At 72.4% G+C, this 22,548-nt stretch carries 21 protein-coding genes and 1 pseudogene; 15 read left to right on the top strand and 7 right to left on the bottom strand.

Translation table 11 applies throughout. The features are described from left to right. Positions 1–71: 71 nt before the first annotated feature. From mvk to ACGF0D_RS00705, 9 genes and pseudogenes are all read left to right on the top strand, one after another. Positions 72–1,103 carry a mevalonate kinase gene (mvk, locus tag ACGF0D_RS00745; protein ID WP_392913353.1) on the top strand — a complete coding sequence of 344 codons (1,032 nt, stop codon included), beginning with the start codon at positions 72–74 and terminating at the stop codon, positions 1,101–1,103. Continuing rightward, the gene (gene mvaD / locus ACGF0D_RS00740; protein ID WP_392913350.1) at positions 1,096–2,148 is read left to right on the top strand and encodes a diphosphomevalonate decarboxylase; all 1,053 of its coding nucleotides are present in this window, start codon (positions 1,096–1,098) and stop codon (positions 2,146–2,148) included. The genes mvk and mvaD overlap by 8 nt, the downstream gene beginning before the upstream one ends. After that, positions 2,145–3,272: a phosphomevalonate kinase gene (locus ACGF0D_RS00735; protein WP_392871109.1), complete on the top strand. Its 1,128-nt coding sequence runs from the start codon at positions 2,145–2,147 to the stop codon at positions 3,270–3,272. The genes mvaD and ACGF0D_RS00735 overlap by 4 nt, the downstream gene beginning before the upstream one ends. After that, entirely contained in the window at positions 3,269–4,360 is a 1,092-nt protein-coding gene (gene fni / locus ACGF0D_RS00730) for a type 2 isopentenyl-diphosphate Delta-isomerase (RefSeq protein WP_360348582.1), read from the top strand. The genes ACGF0D_RS00735 and fni overlap by 4 nt, the downstream gene beginning before the upstream one ends. Beyond that, positions 4,357–5,418 (top strand): hydroxymethylglutaryl-CoA reductase, encoded by a 1,062-nt coding sequence (locus tag ACGF0D_RS00725; RefSeq protein ID WP_392913347.1) that lies wholly within the window; start codon positions 4,357–4,359, stop codon positions 5,416–5,418. Before fni ends, ACGF0D_RS00725 begins: the two co-directional genes overlap by 4 nt. A gap of 2 nt (positions 5,419–5,420) precedes the next feature. Further along, positions 5,421–6,596, top strand: a complete 1,176-nt coding sequence (locus tag ACGF0D_RS00720) for a hydroxymethylglutaryl-CoA synthase (protein ID WP_392913345.1) — start codon at positions 5,421–5,423, stop codon at positions 6,594–6,596. A gap of 137 nt (positions 6,597–6,733) precedes the next feature. Continuing rightward, positions 6,734–7,714, top strand: coding sequence for a 3-oxoacyl-ACP synthase III family protein (locus ACGF0D_RS00715; RefSeq protein WP_224279292.1), 981 nt, complete (start codon positions 6,734–6,736; stop codon positions 7,712–7,714). 93 nt (positions 7,715–7,807) lie between these two features. Next, positions 7,808–8,119 (top strand): annotated as a pseudogene (locus ACGF0D_RS00710) (transposase); the annotation flags it as partial. Next, positions 8,116–8,418, top strand: a complete 303-nt coding sequence (locus ACGF0D_RS00705) for a hypothetical protein (protein WP_392913343.1) — start codon at positions 8,116–8,118, stop codon at positions 8,416–8,418. The pseudogene ACGF0D_RS00710 and the gene ACGF0D_RS00705, both read left to right, overlap by 4 nt. A 129-nt stretch (positions 8,419–8,547) precedes the next feature. On the opposite strand, the gene ACGF0D_RS00700 is transcribed toward ACGF0D_RS00705, so the two are convergent. Then, entirely contained in the window at positions 8,548–9,351 is an 804-nt protein-coding gene (locus ACGF0D_RS00700) for an exodeoxyribonuclease III (RefSeq protein WP_392871119.1), read from the bottom strand. 343 nt (positions 9,352–9,694) lie between these two features. Here ACGF0D_RS00700 and ACGF0D_RS00695 point away from each other — a divergent pair, with 343 nt between their 5' ends. Beyond that, the gene (locus ACGF0D_RS00695; RefSeq protein ID WP_392913341.1) at positions 9,695–10,468 is read left to right on the top strand and encodes a GntR family transcriptional regulator; all 774 of its coding nucleotides are present in this window, start codon (positions 9,695–9,697) and stop codon (positions 10,466–10,468) included. Positions 10,469–10,675: 207 nt separating this feature from the next. Here ACGF0D_RS00695 and ACGF0D_RS00690 read toward each other — a convergent pair whose 3' ends face one another. From ACGF0D_RS00690 to ACGF0D_RS00680, 3 genes are all read right to left on the bottom strand, one after another. Next, complete coding sequence (locus ACGF0D_RS00690) at positions 10,676–11,839, bottom strand: ROK family transcriptional regulator (protein WP_392871122.1); 1,164 nt, start codon at positions 11,837–11,839, stop codon at positions 10,676–10,678. A 246-nt stretch (positions 11,840–12,085) separates the two neighbouring features. Further along, the gene (locus ACGF0D_RS00685; protein WP_392871125.1) at positions 12,086–12,463 is read right to left on the bottom strand and encodes a hypothetical protein; all 378 of its coding nucleotides are present in this window, start codon (positions 12,461–12,463) and stop codon (positions 12,086–12,088) included. Between the two features lie 40 nt (positions 12,464–12,503). Beyond that, positions 12,504–14,048, bottom strand: a complete 1,545-nt coding sequence (locus ACGF0D_RS00680; RefSeq protein ID WP_392913339.1) for a hypothetical protein — start codon at positions 14,046–14,048, stop codon at positions 12,504–12,506. Between the two features lie 353 nt (positions 14,049–14,401). Here ACGF0D_RS00680 and paaK point away from each other — a divergent pair, with 353 nt between their 5' ends. Beyond that, positions 14,402–15,751 (top strand): phenylacetate--CoA ligase PaaK, encoded by a 1,350-nt coding sequence (gene paaK, locus ACGF0D_RS00675; RefSeq protein ID WP_392871131.1) that lies wholly within the window; start codon positions 14,402–14,404, stop codon positions 15,749–15,751. Between the two features lie 83 nt (positions 15,752–15,834). Next, positions 15,835–16,506, top strand: a complete 672-nt coding sequence (locus ACGF0D_RS00670) for a class I SAM-dependent methyltransferase (protein ID WP_392913336.1) — start codon at positions 15,835–15,837, stop codon at positions 16,504–16,506. A gap of 184 nt (positions 16,507–16,690) precedes the next feature. Here the strand turns inward: ACGF0D_RS00670 and ACGF0D_RS00665 are convergent, their stop codons facing one another. Further along, positions 16,691–18,127 (bottom strand): aminopeptidase P family protein, encoded by a 1,437-nt coding sequence (locus tag ACGF0D_RS00665; RefSeq protein WP_392913334.1) that lies wholly within the window; start codon positions 18,125–18,127, stop codon positions 16,691–16,693. Between the two features lie 111 nt (positions 18,128–18,238). On the opposite strand from ACGF0D_RS00665, the gene ACGF0D_RS00660 reads away from it, so the two are divergent. The 3 genes from ACGF0D_RS00660 (at position 18,239) to ACGF0D_RS00650 (ending at position 20,339) form a co-directional block, all read left to right on the top strand. Next, positions 18,239–18,859, top strand: a complete 621-nt coding sequence (locus ACGF0D_RS00660; RefSeq protein WP_392913332.1) for a helix-turn-helix domain-containing protein — start codon at positions 18,239–18,241, stop codon at positions 18,857–18,859. Positions 18,860–18,937: 78 nt separating this feature from the next. Then, complete coding sequence (locus ACGF0D_RS00655) at positions 18,938–19,576, top strand: DUF6461 domain-containing protein (RefSeq protein WP_392913330.1); 639 nt, start codon at positions 18,938–18,940, stop codon at positions 19,574–19,576. Positions 19,577–19,940: 364 nt separating this feature from the next. Next, positions 19,941–20,339: a hypothetical protein gene (locus ACGF0D_RS00650; protein WP_392871145.1), complete on the top strand. Its 399-nt coding sequence runs from the start codon at positions 19,941–19,943 to the stop codon at positions 20,337–20,339. A gap of 88 nt (positions 20,340–20,427) precedes the next feature. Here ACGF0D_RS00650 and ACGF0D_RS00645 read toward each other — a convergent pair whose 3' ends face one another. Beyond that, the gene (locus tag ACGF0D_RS00645; protein WP_392871148.1) at positions 20,428–21,081 is read right to left on the bottom strand and encodes a response regulator; all 654 of its coding nucleotides are present in this window, start codon (positions 21,079–21,081) and stop codon (positions 20,428–20,430) included. Then, positions 21,069–22,313, bottom strand: a complete 1,245-nt coding sequence (locus ACGF0D_RS00640) for a histidine kinase (protein ID WP_392913328.1) — start codon at positions 22,311–22,313, stop codon at positions 21,069–21,071. The genes ACGF0D_RS00645 and ACGF0D_RS00640 overlap by 13 nt, the downstream gene beginning before the upstream one ends. Positions 22,314–22,548 lie beyond the last annotated feature (235 nt).

Here is a 22,548-nt window from a genome sequence, read left to right as displayed (position 1 = left end):
GGGCATGACGCGGCGCGCGGTCGAACGGGCTTACTTCATTCCTTCCTAGAAATCTGGATGACGCGATCTCAATGGAATTTCGACAAGGGGAGCTGAGCACGTCGACTCCACCGGCCTCGGCGGCAGGGACAGCGGACAGCCGCCGTGCTCGCTCGGTCGGCACCGGCCACGCCCATGCCAAGGCCATTTTGCTGGGGGAGCACGCGGTCGTCTACGGAGCCCCGGCGCTCGCCCTGCCCGTTCCGCAGCTGTCGATCACCGCCAGCGCCGGGTTCTCCACCCGTGGTGAAGAACCGGCAGGTGTGTCCTTCACGATGACCGGATCCGCCTGGAAGGAGGTCGGAACGCAGGCATCCGAGGGGCTGCGTCGGCTGACCACCGACTTCAGGGCATCCACGGGCATCGACGACGGCCGGCATCTCGATGTGATCATCGACGGTTCGATCCCGCTCGGCAGGGGGCTCGGCTCCAGCGCGGCCTGCGCCCGTGCCGTCGTCCTCGCCCTGGCCGACCTCTGCGGCCGCGAGGTCTCGCAGCGGACGGTGTTCGACCTGGTGCAGACCGCCGAGAACGTGGTGCACGGCAAGGCCAGCGGCGTCGATGCCATCACCGTCGGCGCGAGCGCGCCGTTGCTGTTCCACGCGGGCGAGGCCCGCACGCTGCTGGTGGGCTGCGACGCGCTGTTTGTCATCGCGGACAGCGGCACCGTCGGCAGCACCAAGGAAGCGGTCGACAAGCTGCGGGAGAGGTTCCGACTCCACGCCGGAGCACAGGAGCGGTTCGTCCGCCGGGCGTCGGAACTGACCAGCGAAGCCGTGGCCACCCTCGCCGCCGGCCGGCCGGAGGAGCTCGGCTTCCTGCTGACGGAGTACCACGGAATGCTCCGCGAGGCCGGGCTGAGCACTGACCGGATCGAGGGGATGGTGAGTGCCGCGCTCGCCGCAGGAAGCCTCGGCGCCAAGATCACCGGGGGTGGGCTGGGCGGCTGCGTCCTCGCTCTGACCCACCCCGAGCAGGCGAGAGAGGTCACCCGGCGGCTGCACGAAGCGGGGGCCGTGCAGACGTGGATCGTCCCACTGAGGAGGCTCGTCACGCATGTCTGAGCAACAGATCACCGTGCGCCGCCCGCAGGACCGGCAGGGCGCGAACGGGGCCACCGCCGTCGCGCACCCGAACATCGCGCTGATCAAGTACTGGGGGAAGCGCGACGAGCGCCTCTTCCTGCCGTGGACCAGCAGTCTGTCGATGACTCTTGACATCTTCCCCACGACCACCCGGGTCCACCTCGACGCCGAGGCTTCGGACGACGAAGTGACCTTCAACGGCGTACCCGCGGCGGGCGAGGAGCGGCGGCGCATCGCCGGGTTCCTCGACCTGGTGCGCCGGCGGGCCGGGCTCACGCACCGGGCCGTCGTCGACACCCGCAACACCGTACCCACCGGGGCGGGCCTGGCGTCCTCCGCCAGCGGCTTCGCCGCGCTCGCCGTCGCCGCCGCCGCCGCGTACGGACTGGACCTCGACGGCACCGGTCTCTCCCGCCTGGCCCGCCGCGGTTCCGGCTCGGCCTCGCGGTCGATCTTCGGCGGCTTCGCCGTCTGGAACGCCGGCAACCCCACGGCGCCGCCCGCGGAGGCCGACCTCAGCTCCTACGCCGAGCCGGTACGGACGGGCGACCTCGACCCCGCACTGGTCATCGCGGTGGTCAACGCTGGCCCCAAGGAGGTGTCCAGCCGCGCGGCGATGCGCCGCACCGTCGAGACCTCGCCCCTGTTCGAGCCTTGGGCCGCGTCGAGCCGGGACGACTTGACCGAGATGAGGGCGGCGCTCCTGCGCGGCGACCTCGACGCGGTGGGTGAGATCGCTGAGCGCAACTCTCTCGGCATGCACGCGACCATGCTGGGCGCGCGCCCTGCGGTGCGCTACCTCGCGCCCGCCTCGCTCACCGTCCTCGACAGCGTGCTGGGGCTGCGGCGCGACGGCATACCGGCCTACGCGACCATGGACGCCGGACCGAACGTCAAGGTGCTCTGCCGTCGTACGGACGCCGACCGGGTCGCCGAGGCCGTGCGCGACGCTGCCGCGGGCGGCACCGTGCACATCGCCGGGCCCGGACAGGGCGCCCGCCTGGTGGACGCGGGCGGACGATGACCTCCGGGCGAACGGTCGTCCGCAGTGCGCCCGGCAAGCTGTTCGTCACGGGCGAGTACGCGGTGGTGGAGCCCGGTACCCCGGCCATCGTGGTGGCCGTGGACCGGGAGATCACCGCCACGGTGACCCTCTCCGAAACGGCCGACATCGTGATCTCCTCCGATCTCGTCCCCCGGGCGGTGAACTGGCGATGGCTCGACGGCCGGCTCCACGCTCCCGGCACGGAGAACGGGGAAGCCGACGGACACGGCGCGCGGGGCGCACTGACGCACGTGGTGGCAGCGGTCGAGACCGTGGGACGACTGCTGGCCGAACGCGGCCTGCCCATGCCCGGGCTGGACCTCTCGATCGGCAGCCGGCTGCATGACAACGGCCGCAAGTACGGCCTGGGGTCGAGCGGCGCGGTGACCGTGGCCACGATCGACGCCATCACGTCCTTGTGCGGACTGGACCTCTCGCCCGACGCCCGGTACCGCCTGGCCGTGATCTCCTCGGTCGGGATCGACCCCGTGGGCTCCGGCGGTGACCTCGCCGCCAGTACCTGGGGCGGCTGGATCGCGTACCAGGCACCCGACCGGGCCTTCGTGCTCGACCTCACCCGCCGGCACGGCGTCGAGGAGGCGTTGCGCACGCCCTGGCCGGGCCACTCGGTCCGGAGGCTTCCGGCCCCGCGCGGCCTCGCCCTCGAAGTCGGCTGGACCGGCAACCCGGCCTCCACCGCCTCGCTCGTGTCCGGTCTGCACCGCCGGATCTGGCGCGGCACCGCGTCGCACCGCGCGTTCGTGGAGACCTCCACCGACTTCGTACGCGCCTCGATCACCGCTCTCGAGGCCGGCGACGACCAAAGCCTGCTGTACCAGATCCGCCGTGCCCGGCGGGAGTTGGCCCGCCTCGACGACGAAGTCGGGCTCGGCATCTTCACACCCGAGCTGACGGCCCTGTGCACGGTCGCCGAAACCGTCGGCGGTGCCGCCAAGCCGTCGGGCGCGGGCGGCGGCGACTGCGGCATCGCGCTGCTCGATGCCGAGGCCATGCACGACATCTCACATGTACGGCAGCGGTGGGCCGCGGCCGGGGTGCTGCCCCTGCCCGTCCGGCCCGCCCCGGAAGGGACCGAGAAATGAGCGCTCAGCGCAAGGACGACCACGTCCGGCTCGCCATCGAGCAGCAGGACACCCGCAGCGGGATCAACCAGTTCGACGAGGTGTCCTTCGTCCACCACGCCCTGGCCGGCATCGACCGGCCGCAGGTGTCCCTGGACACGACCTTCGCCGGGATCTCCTGGCAGGTGCCGCTCTACATCAACGCGATGACCGGCGGGACCGCCAAGACCGGCGTCATCAACCGGGGTCTGGCGATAGCGGCCCGCGAGACCGGGGTACCCATCGCGTCGGGCTCGGTGCACGCCTACTTGAAGGACCCGACGTGCGCCGACACCTTCCGCGTCCTGCGCCAGGAGAACCCCCACGGTTTTGTCATAGCAAATGTCAACGCGACGGCATCGGTCGACGACACCCGGCGTGCCCTCGATCTGCTGGAGGCCGACGCCCTGCAGATCCACGTCAACACGGCGCAGGAAACGGCCATGCCGGAAGGCGACCGGTCCTTCGGGTCCTGGGTCCCGCAGATCGAGAAGATCGCGGCGGCCGTTGACGTACCCGTGATCGTCAAGGAGGTCGGCAACGGCCTGAGCCGGGAAACCGTCCTGCTGCTGCGACAACTGGGGGTCCGCGCGGCGGACGTCGGCGGCCGGGGCGGCACCGACTTCGCCCGGATCGAGAACGGCCGGCGACCGCTCGGCGACTACGCGTTCCTCCACGACTGGGGCCAGTCCACCGCCGCCTGTCTCCTGGACGCTCAGAGCGCCGGTCTTCCCGTGCTCGCCTCCGGCGGCGTCCGCCATCCCCTCGACGTCGCCCGCGCCCTGGCCCTGGGCGCCTCCGGCGTCGGGGCCTCCGGAGTGTTCCTGCGCACCCTGCTCGACGGCGGTCCCGAGGCGCTGATCGAGCAGCTCACGAACTGGCTGGACCAGCTCGCGGCCCTCCAGACCATGCTCGGCGCGCGCACTCCCGCCGACCTCGCGAGCAACGACCTGATCATCCACGGCACCCTCCGTTCCTTCTGCGCCGACCGGGGCATCGACACGGGGCGACTCGCCCGGCGTTCCCGATCGGCCGACACCCTTCACAACGCGACAGGAAAAGCACAGTGACCGACACACACGCCATTGCCAGGGTCCCCATGAAGTGGGTCGGACCCCTTCGAGTCTCCGGGAACGTCGCCAACACCGAGACCCACGTTCCCCTCGCCACCTACGAGACACCGCTGTGGCCCTCCGTGGGCCGCGGCGCGAAGGTGTCCATGCTCACCGAGCAGGGCATCGTCGCCACCCTCGTTGACGAGCGCATGACCCGCTCGGTGCTCGTCGAGGCGACCGACGCCCAGACCGCGTACACGGCCGCCCGCGCCATCGAGGCGCAGATCGAGGAACTGCGCGCCGTGGTCCGCAGCTGTAGCCGGTTCGCCGAGCTGCTCACCGTCCGGCACGAGATCGCGGGCAACCTGCTGTTCATCCGGTTCGAGTTCAGCACCGGCGACGCCTCCGGCCACAACATGGCCACGCTCGCCTCCGACAATCTGCTGACGCACCTGCTGCGGACCATTCCGGGAATCTCCTACGGATCGATCTCCGGGAACTACTGCACGGACAAGAAGGCGACCGCGATCAACGGCATCCTCGGCCGCGGGAAGAACGTGGTCACGGAACTGCTCGTCCCGCGCGACGTGGTGGAAGGCGTCCTGCACACCACTGCCGCCAGGATCGTCCAGCTGAACATCCGCAAGAACCTGCTCGGGACCCTGCTGGCCGGCGGCATCCGCTCGGCCAACGCCCACTACGCCAACATGCTGCTCGGCTTCTACCTGGCCACCGGCCAGGACGCGGCCAACATCGTCGAGGGCTCCCAGGGCGTCACCCTGGCCGAGGACCGCGACGGCGACCTCTACTTCTCCTGCAATCTGCCCAACCTGATCGTCGGCACCGTGGGCAACGGCAAGGGCCTGGAGTTCGTGGAGACGAACCTGACCCGCCTCGGCTGCCGCGTGGACCGCGCCCCCGGCGAGAACGCGCGCCGGCTCGCCGTCATCGCGGCGGCGACGGTCCTCTGCGGCGAGCTCTCGCTGCTCGCGGCGCAGACCAACCCGGGTGAACTCATGCGTGCACACGTCGAACTGGAGCGCGACAACAAGACGGCAAAGGTCGGTGCCTGAACATGTCCAACGCCGCTTCCTTCGGAATCCACGATCTGTCCTTCGCGACGACCGAGTACGTCCTGTCGCACGCGGCACTCGCCGAGTACAACGGCACGGAGATCGGCAAGTACCACATAGGCATCGGCCAGCGGTCGATGAGCGTGTGCGCCGCGGACGAGGACATCGTGACCCTGGGGGCCGCCGCCGCGGCCCCGATCATCGCCCGGCACGGTTCCGAACGGATCCGGACGGTGGTCTTCGCGACGGAATCCTCGATCGACCAGGCGAAGTCCGCCGGCATCTACGTGCATTCACTGCTCGGCCTGCAATCGGCCTGCCGCGTCGTCGAACTGAAGCAGGCCTGCTACGGAGCCACGGCCGCCCTGCAATTCGCCATCGGACTCGTACGACGCGACCCCGACCAGCAGGTCCTGGTGATCGCGAGCGACGTCTCCAAGTACGAACTGGACAGCCCCGGCGAGGCGACCCAGGGTGCCGCCGCGGTGGCGATGCTGGTCAGCGCCGACCCCGCCCTGGTCTGCATCGAGAACGCCTCGGGCCTGTTCACCGCCGACGTGATGGACTTCTGGCGGCCGAACTACCGCACCACCGCCCTCGTCGACGGGCAGGAATCCGTCGAAGCGTACCTGCAGGCGGTCGCAGGCAGCTGGAAGGACTACGGCGAGCAGGGCGGGCGCACACTCGACGAGTTCGCCGCGTTCTGCTACCACCAGCCGTTCACAAAGATGGCCTACAAGGCACACCGCCACCTGCTCGACCACGCGGGCCACAGCGCCGACCAGGCCGACATCGAGCACGCCATCGGGCAGACCGTGGCCTACAACACCTCCATCGGCAACAGCTACACCGCCTCGGTGTACCTCGCTCTCGCCGCGCTGCTCGACCAGGCGGACGACCTGACCGACCGGCCCATCGGCTTCCTCAGCTACGGTTCCGGCAGCGTCGCCGAGTTCTTCGCGGGCACGGCCGTCCCCGGCTACCGCGAACACCTGCGGACCGCAGCGAACCTGGCGGCGATAGCCAGGCGCAAGCCGGTCGACCACGCCCGCTACCGCGAGCTGCACGAGTGGTCCTTCCCGGCCGACGGAGGAGACCACCCCACCCCGCAGCAGACCACCGGGCCCTTCCGGCTGGCCGGCGTCAGCGGTCACAAGCGCATCTACCAGGCGCGCTAGAACACCTGCGATCCCGAACACCTGCGGTCCCATGCGTGCGGGGGCAGCCTCCGCGGCTGCTCCCGCACGCGCCCGCCACGGCCGCAGGCCAGTTCTACACACACCGTTCTCCATCCATTTGAGGGGAGGGCAGCCGTATGACCGACGTCAGAATTCTCGGTACGGGTGCCTATGTGCCGGAGCGAATCGTGTCCAATGACGAGGCCGCGGCGGCGGCGGGGGTCGACGACGCGTGGATCACCGACAGGACCGGCATCCGGGAACGGCGATGGGCTGCCGACGGCCAGGCCACCTCGGACCTGGCCACCGCCGCGGGGCGTGCCGCGCTGCGGTCGGCCGGCATCTCCGCCGAGGAACTGTCCGTGATCGTGGTCGCCACGTCCACACCCGACCGGCCGCAACCGCCCACCGCCGCCTACGTCCAGCAGCGGCTCGGCGCGAGCGGCGCGGCCGCGTTCGACGTCAACGCGGTCTGCTCCGGCACGGTGTTCGCGCTCTCCGCGGCCGAGGGCGTACTCGCCCGCACCGGCGGCCATGCGCTGGTCATCGGTGCGGACCTGTACTCCCGCATCCTGAACCGGGCCGACCGCAGGACCGTGATCCTGTTCGGGGACGGCGCCGGAGCCGTGGTCCTGGGGGCGCCGGTCGACCACGGACCACGTGTCCGGCACCTCTCGCTGCACTCGTTCGGCGAACTGTCGGGGCTCATCGAGGTGCCCGCCGGCGGCAGCCGCATGCCGGTGGACCAGACGGTCCTCGACGCAGGGCTCCAGTACTTCGCGATGGACGGGCGAGGCGTGCGGAACTTCGTCGGTGACCACCTGCCGCAGCTGGTCAAGGGATTCCTGCACGAATGCGGTGTCGCGCCCGACGACATCGACCACTTCGTACCGCACCAGGCCAACGGCACCATGCTGGACAGCGTCTTCGCCGACCTGGCACTGCCTCGCGCGACCATGCACCGCACCCTGACGCACTACGCCAACACGGGAGCCGCCTCCATCCCGATCACCCTGGACGCGGCCGCCCGCGCCGGCGCCTTCACCCCCGGCGACCTGATCCTCCTGGCCGGCTTCGGCGGCGGTATGTCGGCGGGATTCGCGCTGGTCGAGTGGTGAGAAGGTCCGGGCCGGTGGGGAAAGCGCCGTAGCCGAGGAACGGGCCGGCGGCCCCCACCGGCTCGGCGCGGAACGCCGAGCCGGCCCGTGTCGCGGGCCTCAGCTCCGTCCCTGGTGATCATCGACACCCAGTCCGTGCGCGTGGCAGCCGGGGTGCCGAAGGAGACCACGGGACTGGACGCGAACAAGAAGACGCCCGGCAGGAAGCGGGGACTCGCCGTTGACGTGCTGGGCCTGATCATCGGTGTGGTGATCCTCGCCGCGAGCGCGCACGACAACGAGGCCGGCATCGCCCTGCTGGACAACGCCGCCTCCCGCGCCTACTGGGCCTCCACCGCCGGCATGCTCCGCCGCCTCACCACCCCCAGCCCCGCCTGGCGCGACGAGGTGGGGCTGGCCGCGTGAACGTCACCGAACTCCTGCGGCTGTTGCAGGCCGAACACGACGAGACCGCCGCACGCGCCGACGGCCTGCGAGAGCAGATCGAGCAACTCACCCGTGCCCTGGCCGATATCGAGGCCCGCCTCGCCGAGATCGTCACCACCCGCAAGGTCAGCGACAGCCTCGCCCTGCCCGACCACGCACAGGCCTGCGAGGAGCCCGCCATCGTCTATCAGCGCATCGTGACCGCCTTCAACGAGCACCCCCGGCGCGTCTTCCAGGTTCGCGACCTCCACGAACTCCTCGCACTGCCCACCGACTAGCCCTCGATCAACGTCACCCGCTCCCGCCTGGGACGACTCGTCCGCCAGGGACTCCTCGACCAACCCGGACGCGGCCGCTACCAGAAACGGACTTAACGTCCTCTTAGGAGCCCTGCCCATGGAGAGCGGTCAGAACTGGTGGTCGAACGCCACGGTCACTGGCGCGTGGTCGCTCCAGCGCTCGGCGTGGGTGTCGGCGCGCTCGACGTAGGCCTCGACGGCCTTGGCGGCGAGGCCGGGGGTGGCGACCTGGAGGTCGATCCTCCAGCCGGAGTCGTTGTCGAAGGCGCGGCCGCGGTAGGACCACCAGGAGTAGGGGCCGGTGCGGTCGGGGTGGAGGGCGCGGACGACGTCGACGTAGCCGGCCTCGTCGTAGACGCGGGAGAGCCAGGCGCGCTCTTCGGGGAGGAAGCCGGCGGACTTCTGGTTGGACTTCCAGTTCTTGAGGTCCTCGGGGCGGTGGGCGATGTTCCAGTCGCCGCAGACGACGACCTCGCGGCCGTCGGCGGCGGCGCGGGTGCGCAGGGCGGTGAGGTGGACGAGGAACTCCGCCATGAAGCGTTCCTTCTCGTCCTGGCGCTCGGTGCCGACCTCGCCGGAGGGGAGGTAGAGGCTGGCGACGGTCAGGCCCGGCAGGTCGATCTCGACGTACCTGCCCGAGTCGTCGAACTCCTCGGAGCCGAATCCGATCACCGTGCGCTGCGGCTCCTGCCGGGAGAGGACGGCGACGCCGGCCCTGCCCTTGGTGGCGGCGGGGGCCCAGACCGCGTGCCAGCCGTCCAGGTCGCGCAACTCCACGGGCAGCTGCGCGGGTTCCGAGCGCACCTCCTGCAGGCAGACCACGTCCGCCTCGGTGCCGGCCAGCCACTCGACGAAGCCCTTCTTGGCCGCTGCCCGGATTCCGTTCACGTTCACACTCGTCACCACGATCACCCGGGCAGCCTACCGACTGGTGGTTGCCGACCCGAATCGTGACGCGCGGGCCGAGGCCCCGGAGGGCGCGGATGCGGCCCCGGATACGGGCGCCGACGTGGATGGTGACAGCGGCTGACAGGAGCTGTCGTGAACGCGGCATGAAGATGTGCGGCGGCCCCATCAAGCCGCGCCATTGGTCTTGACCATCTCCGGACGGAGCGCCTAGGGTCACTTACTGCAAGGACCTTTAATAAAGAAGGACGGATAAAGGCCCGCTCTCCCACCTGCCGCGACAGCGGACAGTGGGCCCGGGATCCGGCCTCCTTGCCGCAGGGCGGACAGCATCAGGGTGGAGGACACGGTGGGGACGACAGGACAGCTTTCTGCGGTGCCGGAGCCGAAGTACTGGCACCTGCGCACGGTGCTGCTGCGGGCCATCGACTCGGAGTTCTCCACCGGTCAGGTCCTGCCCAACGAGCGCGAGCTCTCGGCCCGTTTCGGCGTCGCCCGGGCCACGCTGCGGCAGGCGCTCGACCAGCTGGAGCTGGAGGGCCGCCTGGTGCGCCGCCGGGGGATCGGCACCCTGATCGCCGCCCCGCGGGTCGGCGTCCCGGTCAGCCGGCAGGAGGAGGGCTGGCCCGGCGCCGCGCGCAGCCAGTCCTGGCGCACGATCGACTGCACCACCGCCCCCGCCCCCGCCCAGCTGGCGAAGGGCCTCGGCATCGCCGAGGGCGCGACCGTGCACACCGTGCGCCGGGTCCGCCTGGTCGAGGGCCGCGCGGTGGCCTCCGAGGCACTGCACGTTCCGGCCGCCGCCCTGCCGCACCTGCCGGGCTTCCGCGCCGAGAGCGACCGCGCCCGTTCGGTGCTGCGCCAGCTGGAGCGCCTGGAGGTGGACGGCGAGTCCCGCTCGGTGGAGCTGGGCGTCGCCGAGGCCGAGCAGGCCGCGCTGCTGGAGCGCCCGCCCGGCGCGCCGGTGCTGGTGATGACCACCCAGTACGCCTCGGCCGGCCGGCTGGTGGCGCTGGCCGTCTCCACCTACCGGGCGGACACCTGCAAGCTGACCTTCGGCGAGGCCGGACTCGTCGAGGTCACCCCGGTCGGCGCGACGGCCGAGGTCCGTACCGCCTCCTGAACCATTTTCCGAACACCCTCAGGTAGGGGCCCGGACGCCAACTGGCGTCCGGGCCTTTGCCGTTGGCCCGCGTGGCCCGCGTGGCCCGCATGGCATCGGAAGATCCGGCAGTGTGGCGGGGGAAGGGCGGGGTCGTGAGCCTTGGACGAGCCGCTCCGCCCACGAGGGAGCCGCCCTACCGACGTGACGGGCCGCCCCGCCGGGGCGTCAGGCCCGGGGTGGGTCGACCGCGAAGAGCTGCTCCTCGACGTGGTCGAGGGCGACGCGCAGGGCGCCCATCGCCACCACCTCCGAGCCGAGGGCCGCGAGGGCGACCTCCGGGGCGCGCAGGGTCAGCTGGGCGAGGCGTTCGCGCAGCGGGTCCAGGACGCCGTCGAGGCCGGCCGCCCAGCCGCCGATCACCACCAGCTGCGGGTCGATGGCCAGGACGAGCGCGGCGACGCCCTGGACGAGGCGGGTCAGGAAGCGGTCCATGGCGACCTTGGCGACCTCGTCGCCCTCCCGGGCCAGCCGCAGCACGCGGGCCACGGCGGCCTCGTCCAGCGGGTTGAGGGGCTTTCCGGTGGTGGAGAGCAGGCGCTCGGGGGTGACGTCCTGCCCGAGCAGGTGCAGGGCGCCGATCTCGCCGGCCGCGCCGCCGAAACCGCGGTGCAGCTTGCCGCCGATGAGGGAGCCGGCGCCCGGGCTGAGGCCGGCCATCACGAAGACGACGTCGTCGGCGCCGACCGCCGAACCCTGCCAGTGCTCGGCGATGGCGGCCAGGTTGGCGTCGTTCTCGATCAGGACCGGGCAGCGGAAGGAGCGCCGCAGCCGGGCTCCGAGGTCGAGCCCGGTCCAGCCGGGCATCGCGGTGCCCAGCCGGATGGTGCCCTCGCGGTCCACGATGCCGGGGGTGCCGATGCCGACCGACCACAGGTTGTCCCGGGAGATGCCGGCCTTGCGCAGCACCTCGGCGACGGCGGTGCGGACGGCGGCGAGCCGGTCCTCGGCGTCGAGGCTCTCGTCCACGGGCTTGAAGTGACTGCCCACCACCTCGCCGGTGAGGTCGGCCAGGATGACCCGGATGTCGTGCACGCCGATCTCGATGCCGAGGATGTGCCCGGCCTCGGCGCGGAAGCGGAACCAGCGGGCCGGGCGACCGCGGCGGCCGGTGCCCGGTTGGCCGTCGTCCCTCGGCTGGTCGACCTCGGCGACCAGTCCGGTCTCGACCAGGCCCTCGATCACGCCCTCGACCGTCGGGCGGGAGAGTCCGGTCTCGCCGACGAGCTGAGTGAGGGTCACGGAGTGGCCGTTGCGCAGCGCCCGGAGCGTGACCGCCGCGTTGATCCGCCGCAGCAGCGAGGAGTCTCCTCCGGTGAGCCGATCCGCCAATGCGATGCCCTTCGCCGTTCGCGCGACTGCCCTGGCGCGCGGTGTCGAGTGCGCGGTGCCCACCGAATGGCCCGCGGGGTTGCGCCCCCGGAGAACGCGGCAGGGCGGCAGGGGGCCGCCTGCGCGAGGGCCGGAGGACAAGCGGAGCCTACCCGGGGACCGGCCCGGGCGGCGAGGATCTTCGCAGCTCATCCCGGCTTCGGTATCGAAATGGTACGGATCGGGTGGCGGTGCGTGATCCGGACTTCACCGCCCGGCCACGGTGGGCGGGCAGGCGAGCCGCCGGGGCCCCGCCGACCGGCGGGAACGTTGCGACAGCAGCGAGTCGAGGCCGAGCCGGGAGCCGGCCGACAGGGCACCGAGGGTGGAACAGGCCGACCTGATCGAGCCGATGGAGCCGACGGACAGGATGGACCCGATCGAGCCGAGGGACCCGATCGACCCGATGGAGCCGATGGAGAGGACGGACCCGATCGAGCCGACGGAGAGGATGGACCCGATGGACCCGATGGACAGGACGGACCCGATGGACCCGATGGAGTCGATCGACAGTAGCGATCCGAGGGAGCCGAGGGAGGCGAGGGAGCCGCGGGCGGGTCGGGCCGGACGCGTGGAAGCGGTCATGACCCTTGAGCGTAGCCAGCCTTGCCCCCGGCGTCTCCCGTCAGTCCACCCGCGCCGCGAACAGTCGCTGTCCCAGCAGCGCCATCGGGTGCCCCTCCTCCGGCAGGGTCAGCACGGTCGGGCAGCCCGCGGCGGTGAGCGCGGCCCGCCAGTGCTCGGCCGGGCGGGCGGTGAGGCCGTGGGGGTCGCCGGTGATCAGCAGGTCGAGCTGTTCGGCGGTGGGCGCGAGCAGCAGAAGCCGGCCGCCGGGGGAGAGCAGCCGGACCAGCTCGGGGACGTCCCGCGTCGACTGCCCGGTCACGCTCGCGATGACGACGTCGTAGCGGCCGCCGTCGGGGGCGGTGTGGTGATCGGTGTTCGGTCGGGGCCGGGCGGCGAGGGCGCGGGCGACGGCGGGTTCGCCGCCCTCGGCGTCGAGTTCGAGGACGCGCAGTGGCCCGGGCCCCTGGTGGGCGTCGGCGCTGCCGCGCACCAGCGCGCCGAGCGCGGCGCCGAGGAAGGCCCGGGCGGCAGCCCAGCGGACCGGGGAGGCGGCCGGCCGGGGGGCCTCCGCGCCGGTGATCAGCCGGGGCAGCCGCAGGGCGCCGCGGCGGACCCGGTCCAGGGCGGCGGCCGGGCCGAGCCCGTCCGCCCAGGTCTCGACGGCCGGGCGCCAGGTCTCCCGGACCTCGGCGGCGGCCGGTCCGGGCCCGCCGTGGAAGACCGGGCCCTGGGCTCCGCCGTCCTGACGGGTGAGCAGGCCGTGCCGGGCGAGCGCGTCCAGCCAGCGGGTGACCAGGGGGCGCTGGGCGGGGGTGACCATGGCCGCGGCCAGGACCTCGGCCTCGGGGTAGCCGCGCGCGGGGTCGGTCAGCGCGCCGCTCTGCTGGAGGGTGTGCAGCAGCGAGGCGAGCACGGCCCGGTCGAGCTGGGCGCCGAAGTCACGGACCTGGGCGGCGGTGATGCCGATGCCGTACTTCCAGGCGGCGGCGGAGGCGCTCTCGGCGTCGGCGCGCAGCCGGCGGTCGGCGGCCTCGGCGTTGCTGTCCGGGGCGCGGACGTGGGCGAGGACGGCGCCGAGCGCGTCGACGGCGGCGTACACGTCCTCCTGGCGGGGCTCGGGGCCGACGTGCAGGACCAGGCGCAGGGCGCCGAGGTCGTGGGCGGCGAGGCCGGGCTGGCGGCTGAGCGGCCAGAGCAGGGCGGAGGGCAGGCTGAGGTGGGTGGCCCGGGCGGCGACGACGGCTTCGAGCTGCTGTTCGGGCTGCTGCTCGGGGTCGCCGCAGTGGACGGTGCCGCCGGCCAGCAGGGTGGCGAGGGCGAGTTCGACGGCGAGGTCGGTGACGGGGTGCAGCACGGTGTGCCGGATCGGGGGCGCGCCGAGGACGCCGGCCCAGTAGCGCAGCCGCTGCTCGGCGGCCCGGGCGGCGGAGGGCGCCAGCGCCGCGTGCTCGGCGACGCGCCGGGCGAGGGCGCGGGGCAGGCCGCCCGGCGGGGAGACGCCGAGCAGCAGGCCGATGCCGCTGATCGCGCGCCCGTCGGCGACGACGGCGGGTCGGTCGCCGAGTTCGCGCAGCGCGCTGACCAGGGCGGGAGTCGTGGGCACGGTGATCACTCCGGGGTACGGGGCAGAAACCGCACTACTGAACCACGGGGGCGGGGCGCGGAAGGCCGGTAGCAAGTCAAGCTTCTGTAATGATTTTCATATCAGACAGCCAAGCTGCCGAGGTGAAGTCGCCGCGAAGTGGTCGGAACCGCACATTCCGGAAGCTCTGTGCGATCCCTTGACAGGTGGTTCGGGTACTGGATCAATGGACCCGAACGGGCCTGACCGAACGATCGGTAGGCAGCCTGGGGCGGACGGGACACGGACAGAGCCCGGCAGGACACAGGCGGCGCCCGCCAGGACGCGGCCGGAGCCCGGCAGGACGCAGGCAGAGCAGCAGCGAAGGAGCGACGATGACCGGCACCGCACCCGTCCCGCGCCGACACCTCGGGGAGCCGATCCCGCCCGAGCTCCTGGACGCCGGTGAGCGGATGACGCCGGACGAACTGCGCGCCCACCAGCTCACCCGGCTACGGGCCACCCTGCGGCACGCGTACGACAATGTCGAGCTCTACCGCCGCAAGTTCGACGCCGCCGGGGTCCGCCCCGAGGACTGCCGCACCCTGGACGACCTCGCCCGCTTCCCCTTCACCACCAAGGCCGACCTGCGCGAGGGCTACCCCTTCGGCATGTTCGCCGTCCCGATGGAGCAGGTCCGCCGGATCCACGCCTCCAGCGGCACCACCGGCCAGCCGACCGTGGTCGGCTACACCGACAACGACCTCTCCATGTGGGCCGACGTGGTCGCCCGCTCGATCCGCGCGGCCGGCGGCCGAGCCGGCCACAAGGTGCACATCGCCTACGGCTACGGGCTGTTCACCGGCGGCCTGGGCGCCCACTACGGCGCCGAGCGGGCCGGCTGCACCGTCATCCCGGCCTCCGGCGGCATGACGGCCCGCCAGGTGAGGCTGATCCTGGACTTCGAGCCCGAGATCATCATGGTCACCCCGTCCTATCTGCTGACCCTGCTGGACGAGTTCGAGAAGCAGGGCGTCGACCCGCGCAGCACCTCGCTGCGGGTCGGCATCTTCGGGGCCGAGCCCTGGACGGAGGAGATGCGGCGCGAGATCGAGGAGCGGCTCGACCTGCACGCCGTGGACATCTACGGCCTCTCCGAGGTCGTCGGCCCGGGCATCGCCCAGGAGTGCGTGGAGACCAAGGACGGGCTGCACATCTGGGAGGACCACTTCTACCCGGAGGTCGTCGACCCGCTGGCCGATCAGCCGGGGGCCGACGCGGTGCTGCCCGAGGGGGAGAGCGGCGAACTGGTCTTCACCTCGCTCACCAAGGAGGCCCTGCCGATCATCCGCTACCGCACTCGCGACCTCAGCCGGCTGCTGCCCGGCACCGCCCGGCCGGCCTTCCGGCGGATGGAGAAGGTCACCGGGCGCAGCGACGACATGATCATCCTGCGCGGGGTGAACGTCTTCCCGACCCAGATCGAGGAGATCCTGCTGCGCACCTCGGGCGTCGCCCCGCACTTCCAGCTGCGGCTCGGGCGGCAGGGGCGGATGGACAGCATGACCGTCCGGGTGGAGGCCCGGCCGGAGGCCGCCACCGAGCAGCGGGAGTCGGCGCGGGCCGGTATCGCCCGCGCGGTGAAGGACGGGGTCGGGATCACCGTCGCGGTCGAGGTGGTGGACCCGTACACGCTGGAGCGCTCGGTCGGGAAGATCAAGCGGGTGGTGGACGAACGGGGTTGAGCCGGTGCGCGGGTGACGGGATGACGGGCGGAAGCGTGGCAGCGTGGCGGAGCGACCCCCGCGCGGGCTCTATGCTGCGGGGCATGCCGAGTGAGCTGCGCACTCTTCAGCCCGCCGAGGACCTCGCCTTCATCCGGCGGGAGACCGAGCTGAAGCCCGTCCCGTTCGTGCCCGAGATCCGCCTGCACATGGCCGAGGACGCCATCGCCCTGTGGGAGACCACCGAGCGGGCACGCGGGGAGGCCGGGCTGCCGCCGCCGTTCTGGGCCTTCGCCTGGGCGGGCGGTGTGGCGGTGGCCCGCTACGTCCTTGACCACCCCGAACTGGTCGCCGGCCGAACGGTGTTGGACGTCGCGGCCGGCTCCGGGCTGGTCGGGGTGGCCGCCGCGCTGCGCGGGGCCACGGAGGTGCGGGCCGCCGAGATCGACCCCTACGCGGTGGCCGCGATCGGGCTGAACGCGGGGGCCAACGGGGTACGCGTGGACGGCGCCCTGGTGGACCTGGTGGACGGCGACGGCGGGCCCGCCGAGGTGGTGCTCGCGGGCGACGTCTTCTACGAACGGGCCATGGCCGCCCGCTTCCTGCCCTTCCTGGAGCGGGCCGCGGCGCGCGGCGCGACCGTGATCGTCGGCGACCCGGGCCGGGCCTACCTGCCCCGGGAACGGTTCACCGCGGTGGCGGCGTACCAGGTGCCGGTGGTCGCGGACCTGGAGGACACCGCGGTCAAGACCACCACGGTGTGGCGCCTCGGCTGACGGCCGCCCACACCGAGGAGTCACCGTCCGAGCGCCGCGGGGCGGCCGTCCGAACGTCGTGGTCGGCCGGTCGAGCCGCTGCCGGCCCGACCGCCCGCCGGCCGCCGCACATCCGCTCGACCGAGCCCGGGGCCGGTACTCCCGCCCCGTCAGGACGGGAGCACCGGCCCCGGGCGTTCGTCCGTCAGCCGCGCAGGCGGGCCAGCCAGGCCTCGACCTCGTCGGAGCGGCGCGGGAGGTCGGCGGAGAGGTTCTCGTTGCCGTCCTCGGTGACCAGGATGTCGTCCTCGATCCGCACCCCGATGCCCCGGTACTCCTCCGGCACCGTCAGGTCGTTCTCCTGGAAGTAGATGCCCGGCTCGACGGTGAGCACCATGCCCGGCTTGAGCGGGCCGTCGACGTGCTCCTCGGTGCGGGAGTGGGCGCAGTCGTGGACGTCGATGCCCAGCATGTGGCCGGTGCCGGCCAGGGTGAAGCGGCGGTGCAGGCCCAGCTCGTACACCTTGTCCGCGCTCAGGTCGCCGAACAGGCCCCAGGAGGTGAGGTGCTCGGCGAGTTCGCGCTGGGCGGCGTGGTGGAAGTCGCGGAACTGCCCGCCCGGCCGCACGGCCGCGATGCCGGCCTCCTGGGCCGCGTACACGGCGTCGTAGACCTTGCGCTGGAGGTCGGTGAACCGGCCGGAGACCGGGAGGGTTCGGGTGACGTCGGCGGTGTAGAGGTGGTTGGTCTCCACGCCCGCGTCGAGCAGCAGCAGGTCCCCGGGGCGGGCGTGGCCGTTGTTGCGCACCCAGTGCAGGGTGGTCGCGTGCGGGCCGGCCGCGGCGATGGTGCTGTAGCCCACGTCGTTGCCCTCGATCCGGGCGCGGACGAAGAAGGTCCCCTCGATCAGCCGCTCGGCGGTCTCCGAGTCGGTGCCGAGGACGCGCACCACGTCCTCGAAGCCGCGGGCGGTGGCGGCGCAGGCGAAGCGCAGCTCCTCGATCTCGAACTCGTCCTTGACCAGGCGCAGCCCGGACAGGAAGACCTCGAACTCCTCGTCCCGCTCGGCGTCCGCCCGGTCCGCGAGGGCCGCCTCCACGCCCGCGTCGTGGCGGCGCAGCACCCGCGCCGGGCCGGTGGCGGCGCGCAGGTCGGCGCCGACGGTGCGCACGTCCCGGCAGGGCAGGCCGAACAGCTGCTCGCTCTCGGTCAGGCTGTTGCGGCGGCCGTCCCACAGCTCGCCGTGGCCGTCCAGCCAGAACTCGCCGTTGTCGACGCGGGAGCGGTTGCGCAGGTAGAGCGCGGCCTCGTGGCCGTTCTCGCCGGTGGGGGTGAGCACCAGGACGCCGTCCTCGGACTGGTCGCCGGTCAGGTAGGCGTAGTCGGAGGAGGGGCGGAACGGGTAGTCGGTGTCGTTGGCCCGCACCTTGGGGTTGCCGGAGGGGACCACCAGCAGCTCGCCGGGGAAGGCGGCGGACAGCTCCGCGCGGCGGCGGGCGGTGTGCGCGGCCTGCGGGACCGGCTCCAGGGCGGTGCGCTCGGTGTCGGCCCAGCCCTGCGTCATGCTCTCGGCGAGTTCGTCCGTGACGCCGCGGGTCAGGCCGTTCTTCCGGTACTTGATGGTTTCGGCGGGCTCGGTCACTGCGGTCTCCTGGTGAGGTGAGGGAAGTGAGGCGTTTCGCTACGCTGCCCCGTCCGTCGGTGTGCGTCCCGTACGGTATATCGAACAGTGCCTGGTGAGAAGAGGTCGAGAGTGAACGACGCCGAGGAATCCGTCCGGGGCGTCCTCGCCGCCAATCTGAAGCGGGTACGGGCCCAGCGTGGCTTGTCCCTGTCCGAGCTGTCCCGGCAGGCCGGGGTCGGCAAGGCGACGCTCTCCCAGCTGGAGTCCGGGGCCGGGAACCCGACGCTGGAGACGGTGCTCGGGCTCTCCCGGGTGCTCGGCGTGCCGATCTCCGACCTGGTCGAGGCCCGGCCGGGCGGCGAGGTCACGGTGGTGCGGGCGGCCGAGACCGAGGTGCTCAGCGGGCGGGGCGTCGACCTGCGCCCGCTGCGCCGGATCGAGTCCGGGGACGCGGTGTTCGAGCTGTACGACCAGGTGGTGCGGGCCGGCGCGGCGCAGGAGTCCGGCGGCCACACCGGCACCGAGCACACCGTCGTCCAGGCCGGCCGGCTGGGCGTGCGGGTCGACGGCCGGGAGATCGAGCTCGGCCCCGGCGACTACATCGGCTTCGACGCCGCCCTCCCGCACGCCTACACCGCGCTGGACGGCGAGCGGGTCCGCTCGGTGCTGGTGCTGCAGTACCGGGCCGAGCAGCACGGGCACCTCGCCGAACCGGCCCGGCCGGCCGCCTCCTGGGGGCTCTGGCACTGAGCGGTCCGGGCGGTTCGGCGCACCGCCGGATCGTTCGGAATACCGAACGTGTCCGGCCCGTGGGGCAGGATGATCACCATGACGGACGCACTCAGCTGGCTGGCGGAACCCGAGTCGATCACCTACGGCGGCTACAGCGTCGTGCTGGCCCGCGGCCTGACGCCGGAGGAGCTGGTGGCCCGGATCGCCGAGGAGCTTCCGGGGCGCACCGCACGACCGCTCGGCGAACTCACCGCGGAGGACCTGGTCGAGGACTACGAGCTCGAGTTCGCCGGCGAGGTCGAGGACATCGCGCTGCACCACGGGCGCAGCGGCGACCTCGCCTTCGCGGTGGCGTACGGGTACTGGCAGGGCGAGCTGACGATCCCGCCGTCGGTGTCACGCGGCGGCGCCGAGGTCTTCCACCTGGAGTTCGAGGAGGAGAACGGCAAGCCGGTGCCGCCGTTCTTCAGCAGCTACCGGGACGGGCGGGAGCACTGCTACTTCAACCTCCACCTGGACCCCACCTGGGGCCCCGGCGACGTCCGGGGAGAGCCGGCCACGGCCGCCGCCCTGACGGCGGAGCTGGCCGCCGCCGGGCTGCCGGACCCCGAGCGCGAGAGCGGTGACCTCCACCGCACCTGCCTGGAGGTGCTCGGCCGCCACTTCGCGCTCACCCTGCCGCGCACCCTGGTGCGGGAGGCCGAACTCCCCGCGGTGCTGCTGGAGACCGACTGATCCGAGGCGCGCCGCCGGCCGGGTGCCGGAAAGGGCACGGGCGGCCGTAGCGTGGTGGGCCGGGAACTCGGATTCGACCACGTCAGGACCGGTGCCTCCTTCCAGGGCATCGGGTTCGACGGCGGTGCGGGCCTGCTTCTGCGGGCGGGCCCGCCGCCCCGCCCGGCACCGGAGTCCTGACGCCCCGGGGACCGTTCCCCGGACGCGTCGTCAACCGGGTGGGCACATCTCCCCCTTGGGGCGCGAACGGCGCGGGAACGGGCCGTGAATTGTTCCTCGGACGGGTGGCCGTCCGGCCGGTCGACGGGGCCCTGCGGGCATCATGGGCCGCGACACGGGACGTCGCGGAACAGGGAGTCGACCGATGGGAAGGCCGCTGGCGGAGTTCGGCTGCGCGAAGTGCTACGGCGAGGACGAACGGGCGGTGTGGGGGCGGCAGCGCGAGGGGTTCGAGCACGAGACGGCGGTGGTGGACGGCTCGCGCTTCGCCGTCAACCTCCGGCGCTGCCGGGAGTGTTCGCAGCGGTACGTCTGGATCTACACCGAGGTCGTCGACTGGATGGGCGGCGACGACGCCCAGTACGTGACGATCATGCCGGTGACCGACGGTGAGGCCACCGGCCTGACGGCGGGCACCCTGCGCCCGCGCGAGCTGGGCGCACTCGGCCGCGACCGCCGCCACCTGAACCACGACTGGCCCACCGGCGGCCCGGCGCGCCTGCACTGGCGCTCCGGCCGCTTCCTGGTCGCGCAGGACCGCTGAGCGGTGGGTTGCTCGGCGCAGCCACGCCGCCGCTCGCGCATTCCGAAGAAGCGCCGGGCTGTCCGCCCGTGCCGACGCCAGAGGCCGGTCAGGCCTGGGACGCTCCGAGGAAGCGCAGAACGGCGAGCACGCGGCGGTGGTCCGTGTCGATCACCGGCAGGTCGAGCTTGGCGAAGATGTTGTTGATGTGCTTGGCCACCGCGCTCTCGCTGACCGTCAGCGCCTCGGCGATGCCGGCGTTGGAGCGCCCCTCGGCCATGAGGCCCAGTACGTCCCGTTCACGAGGGGTCAGCCGGTCCAGCGGGTCGCTGTCCCGTCGCAGCAGCAGCAGCTGGGCGACGACCTGCGGATCCAGCGCCGTGCCCCCGTTCGCGACCCGCTGCACCGCCTCCACGAACTCCGTCACATCGGCGACGCGTTGCTTGAGCAGGTAGCCCACGCCGCTGGTGTTGGTCGCCAGCAGGTCGGCCGCGTACCGCTCCTCCACGTACTGCGAGAGCAGCACCACCGCCGTCCGCGGCCACCGCCGACGGATCACCATCGCGGCGCGCACCCCTTCGTCGGTGAAGCCGGGCGGCATCCGGACGTCGACCAGGGCGAGTTCGGGCCGGTGCTCCTCCACTGCCGCCAGCAGCGCTTCCCCGTCACCGACTTCCGCGGCGACCTGGAAACCACCCATCTCCAGTACCTTGACCAGACCGATCCGCAACAGCACCGAGTCCTCGGCGATCACCGCTCGCACGGCAACTCCGCCGCGATGGTCGTCGGTCCCCCGACGGGGCTGCTGAGGCGGAAGGTCCCGTCGACGGAGCCGATCCGCTTGGCCAGCCCGCTCAGCCCCGTACCGGCGGAGGCGTCGGCACCACCCAGCCCGTCGTCGGTGACATACACCCGCAACACCTTCCCGACCCGTCTGACGGTCACCTCGGCACGTGTCGCGCGAGCGTGCTTGGTCACGTTGGCCAGCGCCTCGGAGATCACGAAGTACGCGACCGACTCCACAGCGGGCACCACCCGCTCCTCAAGATCGACCCGCAGGCGCACCGGCAACGGTACCCGGGCGGCCAACCCGGACAACGCCGCGTCCAGCCCTCGGTCTTCGAGGACGGCCGGGTGCAACCCGCGTACCAGATCGTTGAGTTCGGCGATCGCCTCCTTCGCCTCGAGGTGCGCCTCCGCGATCACCTCGCGGGCCTCGCCCGGCAGGTCGGGGCGCGTGGCCATGGCCAGGCCAAGATTGACCGCGAGGGAGACCAGCCGCTGCTGGGTGCCGTCGTGCAGGTCACGCTCGATCCGGCGGCGCTCGGCGTCGACTGCCTCGATCAGGTCGGTGCGACTCCCGGCCAGGTACTCGACCCGCTCCTGGAGCCGCTGGGCCCGGCTGGGCCCGAGCAGCGCCAACGCGAATCGCGACTCCGTCCGGGCCACCGCCCCCGCAATCCAGGGCATGGCACACAGGAGGGCGATGCCGGCCACCGTGTAGCACGGCACCTGCGTCGCGTAACCGAACCAGTCCTGGCGGACCCCCACCGGCAGCGCCCACACCCAGCCGCAGGTGATGGCGCCCGCCAGGCCCGCGGCCGCCATCGCGAGCACCGACAGCTCCAACGCGGCCACCAGCGGGCCCAGGAGAAGGTGGTATCCGAGCTGGCGCCAGATACGCGTCAGGGGAAGCCGTCGGGCGACTGCCGCCCACGACCACCGCTCCGGCGTGGGCGTCGGCCGAGGGATGTCCACTCCGAGGAGTGCCCGGTGGCGGTACCGCTGAACGGCCGTCAGTACCGGGACACCGAGCAGGATCAGGGCGACCGACACGGTGAGCACCAGAGCCCAGTTCCTCGTCTCGGGGCCGACCGTCGCGGCCCAGGCCCACACGGGCACCAGGGCCAGGTGCGGCATGACACCGGCGGCCAGGAAGCCGGTGTCCCGCCGCACCCGAAGCGCCGAGCGCCTCAGCGCGGGTGGAATCATCATGATCAGACACTAGGACACCTCGACGGGGGTCTGCCATGAGCCTGGCACCCGAATCCATGGTGGCACCAGTGCCACCGTCGCTGATTCTGTCGTCGGACAGGAGAGGACCGCCAGGCCGTGATGCTTTCCGAGCGCGTCACCACCGCGGTGAGCGCCTGGTGTTCGTCCTCGCCGTCCTCGCCTTCTCGACAGGGGGATACATGCCCGTTGCCGGATGGCTGAGGGTACGGACATG

This window comes from Kitasatospora sp. NPDC048298 (assembly GCF_043201465.1).
Lineage (GTDB): Bacteria > Actinomycetota > Actinomycetes > Streptomycetales > Streptomycetaceae > Kitasatospora.
Note: the sequence above shows the minus strand (reverse complement) of the source record. Positions and strands in the feature narration are given on the sequence as shown.

Bases quoted from the DNA above. Each gene is read 5' to 3' on its own strand.
- mvk (WP_392913353.1), top strand. From the start codon at position 72: ATGGAATTTCGACAAGGGGAGCTGAGCACGTCGACTCCACCGGCCTCG.
- mvaD (WP_392913350.1), top strand. From the start codon at position 1,096: ATGTCTGAGCAACAGATCACCGTGCGCCGCCCGCAGGACCGGCAGGGC.
- ACGF0D_RS00735 (WP_392871109.1), top strand. From the start codon at position 2,145: ATGACCTCCGGGCGAACGGTCGTCCGCAGTGCGCCCGGCAAGCTGTTC.
- fni (WP_360348582.1), top strand. From the start codon at position 3,269: ATGAGCGCTCAGCGCAAGGACGACCACGTCCGGCTCGCCATCGAGCAG.
- ACGF0D_RS00720 (WP_392913345.1), top strand. From the start codon at position 5,421: ATGTCCAACGCCGCTTCCTTCGGAATCCACGATCTGTCCTTCGCGACG.
- ACGF0D_RS00715 (WP_224279292.1), top strand. From the start codon at position 6,734: ATGACCGACGTCAGAATTCTCGGTACGGGTGCCTATGTGCCGGAGCGA.
- ACGF0D_RS00685 (WP_392871125.1), bottom strand. From the start codon at position 12,463: ATGACCGCTTCCACGCGTCCGGCCCGACCCGCCCGCGGCTCCCTCGCC.
- paaK (WP_392871131.1), top strand. From the start codon at position 14,402: ATGACCGGCACCGCACCCGTCCCGCGCCGACACCTCGGGGAGCCGATC.
- ACGF0D_RS00670 (WP_392913336.1), top strand. From the start codon at position 15,835: ATGCCGAGTGAGCTGCGCACTCTTCAGCCCGCCGAGGACCTCGCCTTC.
- ACGF0D_RS00655 (WP_392913330.1), top strand. From the start codon at position 18,938: ATGACGGACGCACTCAGCTGGCTGGCGGAACCCGAGTCGATCACCTAC.
- ACGF0D_RS00650 (WP_392871145.1), top strand. From the start codon at position 19,941: ATGGGAAGGCCGCTGGCGGAGTTCGGCTGCGCGAAGTGCTACGGCGAG.
- ACGF0D_RS00640 (WP_392913328.1), bottom strand. From the start codon at position 22,313: ATGATGATTCCACCCGCGCTGAGGCGCTCGGCGCTTCGGGTGCGGCGG.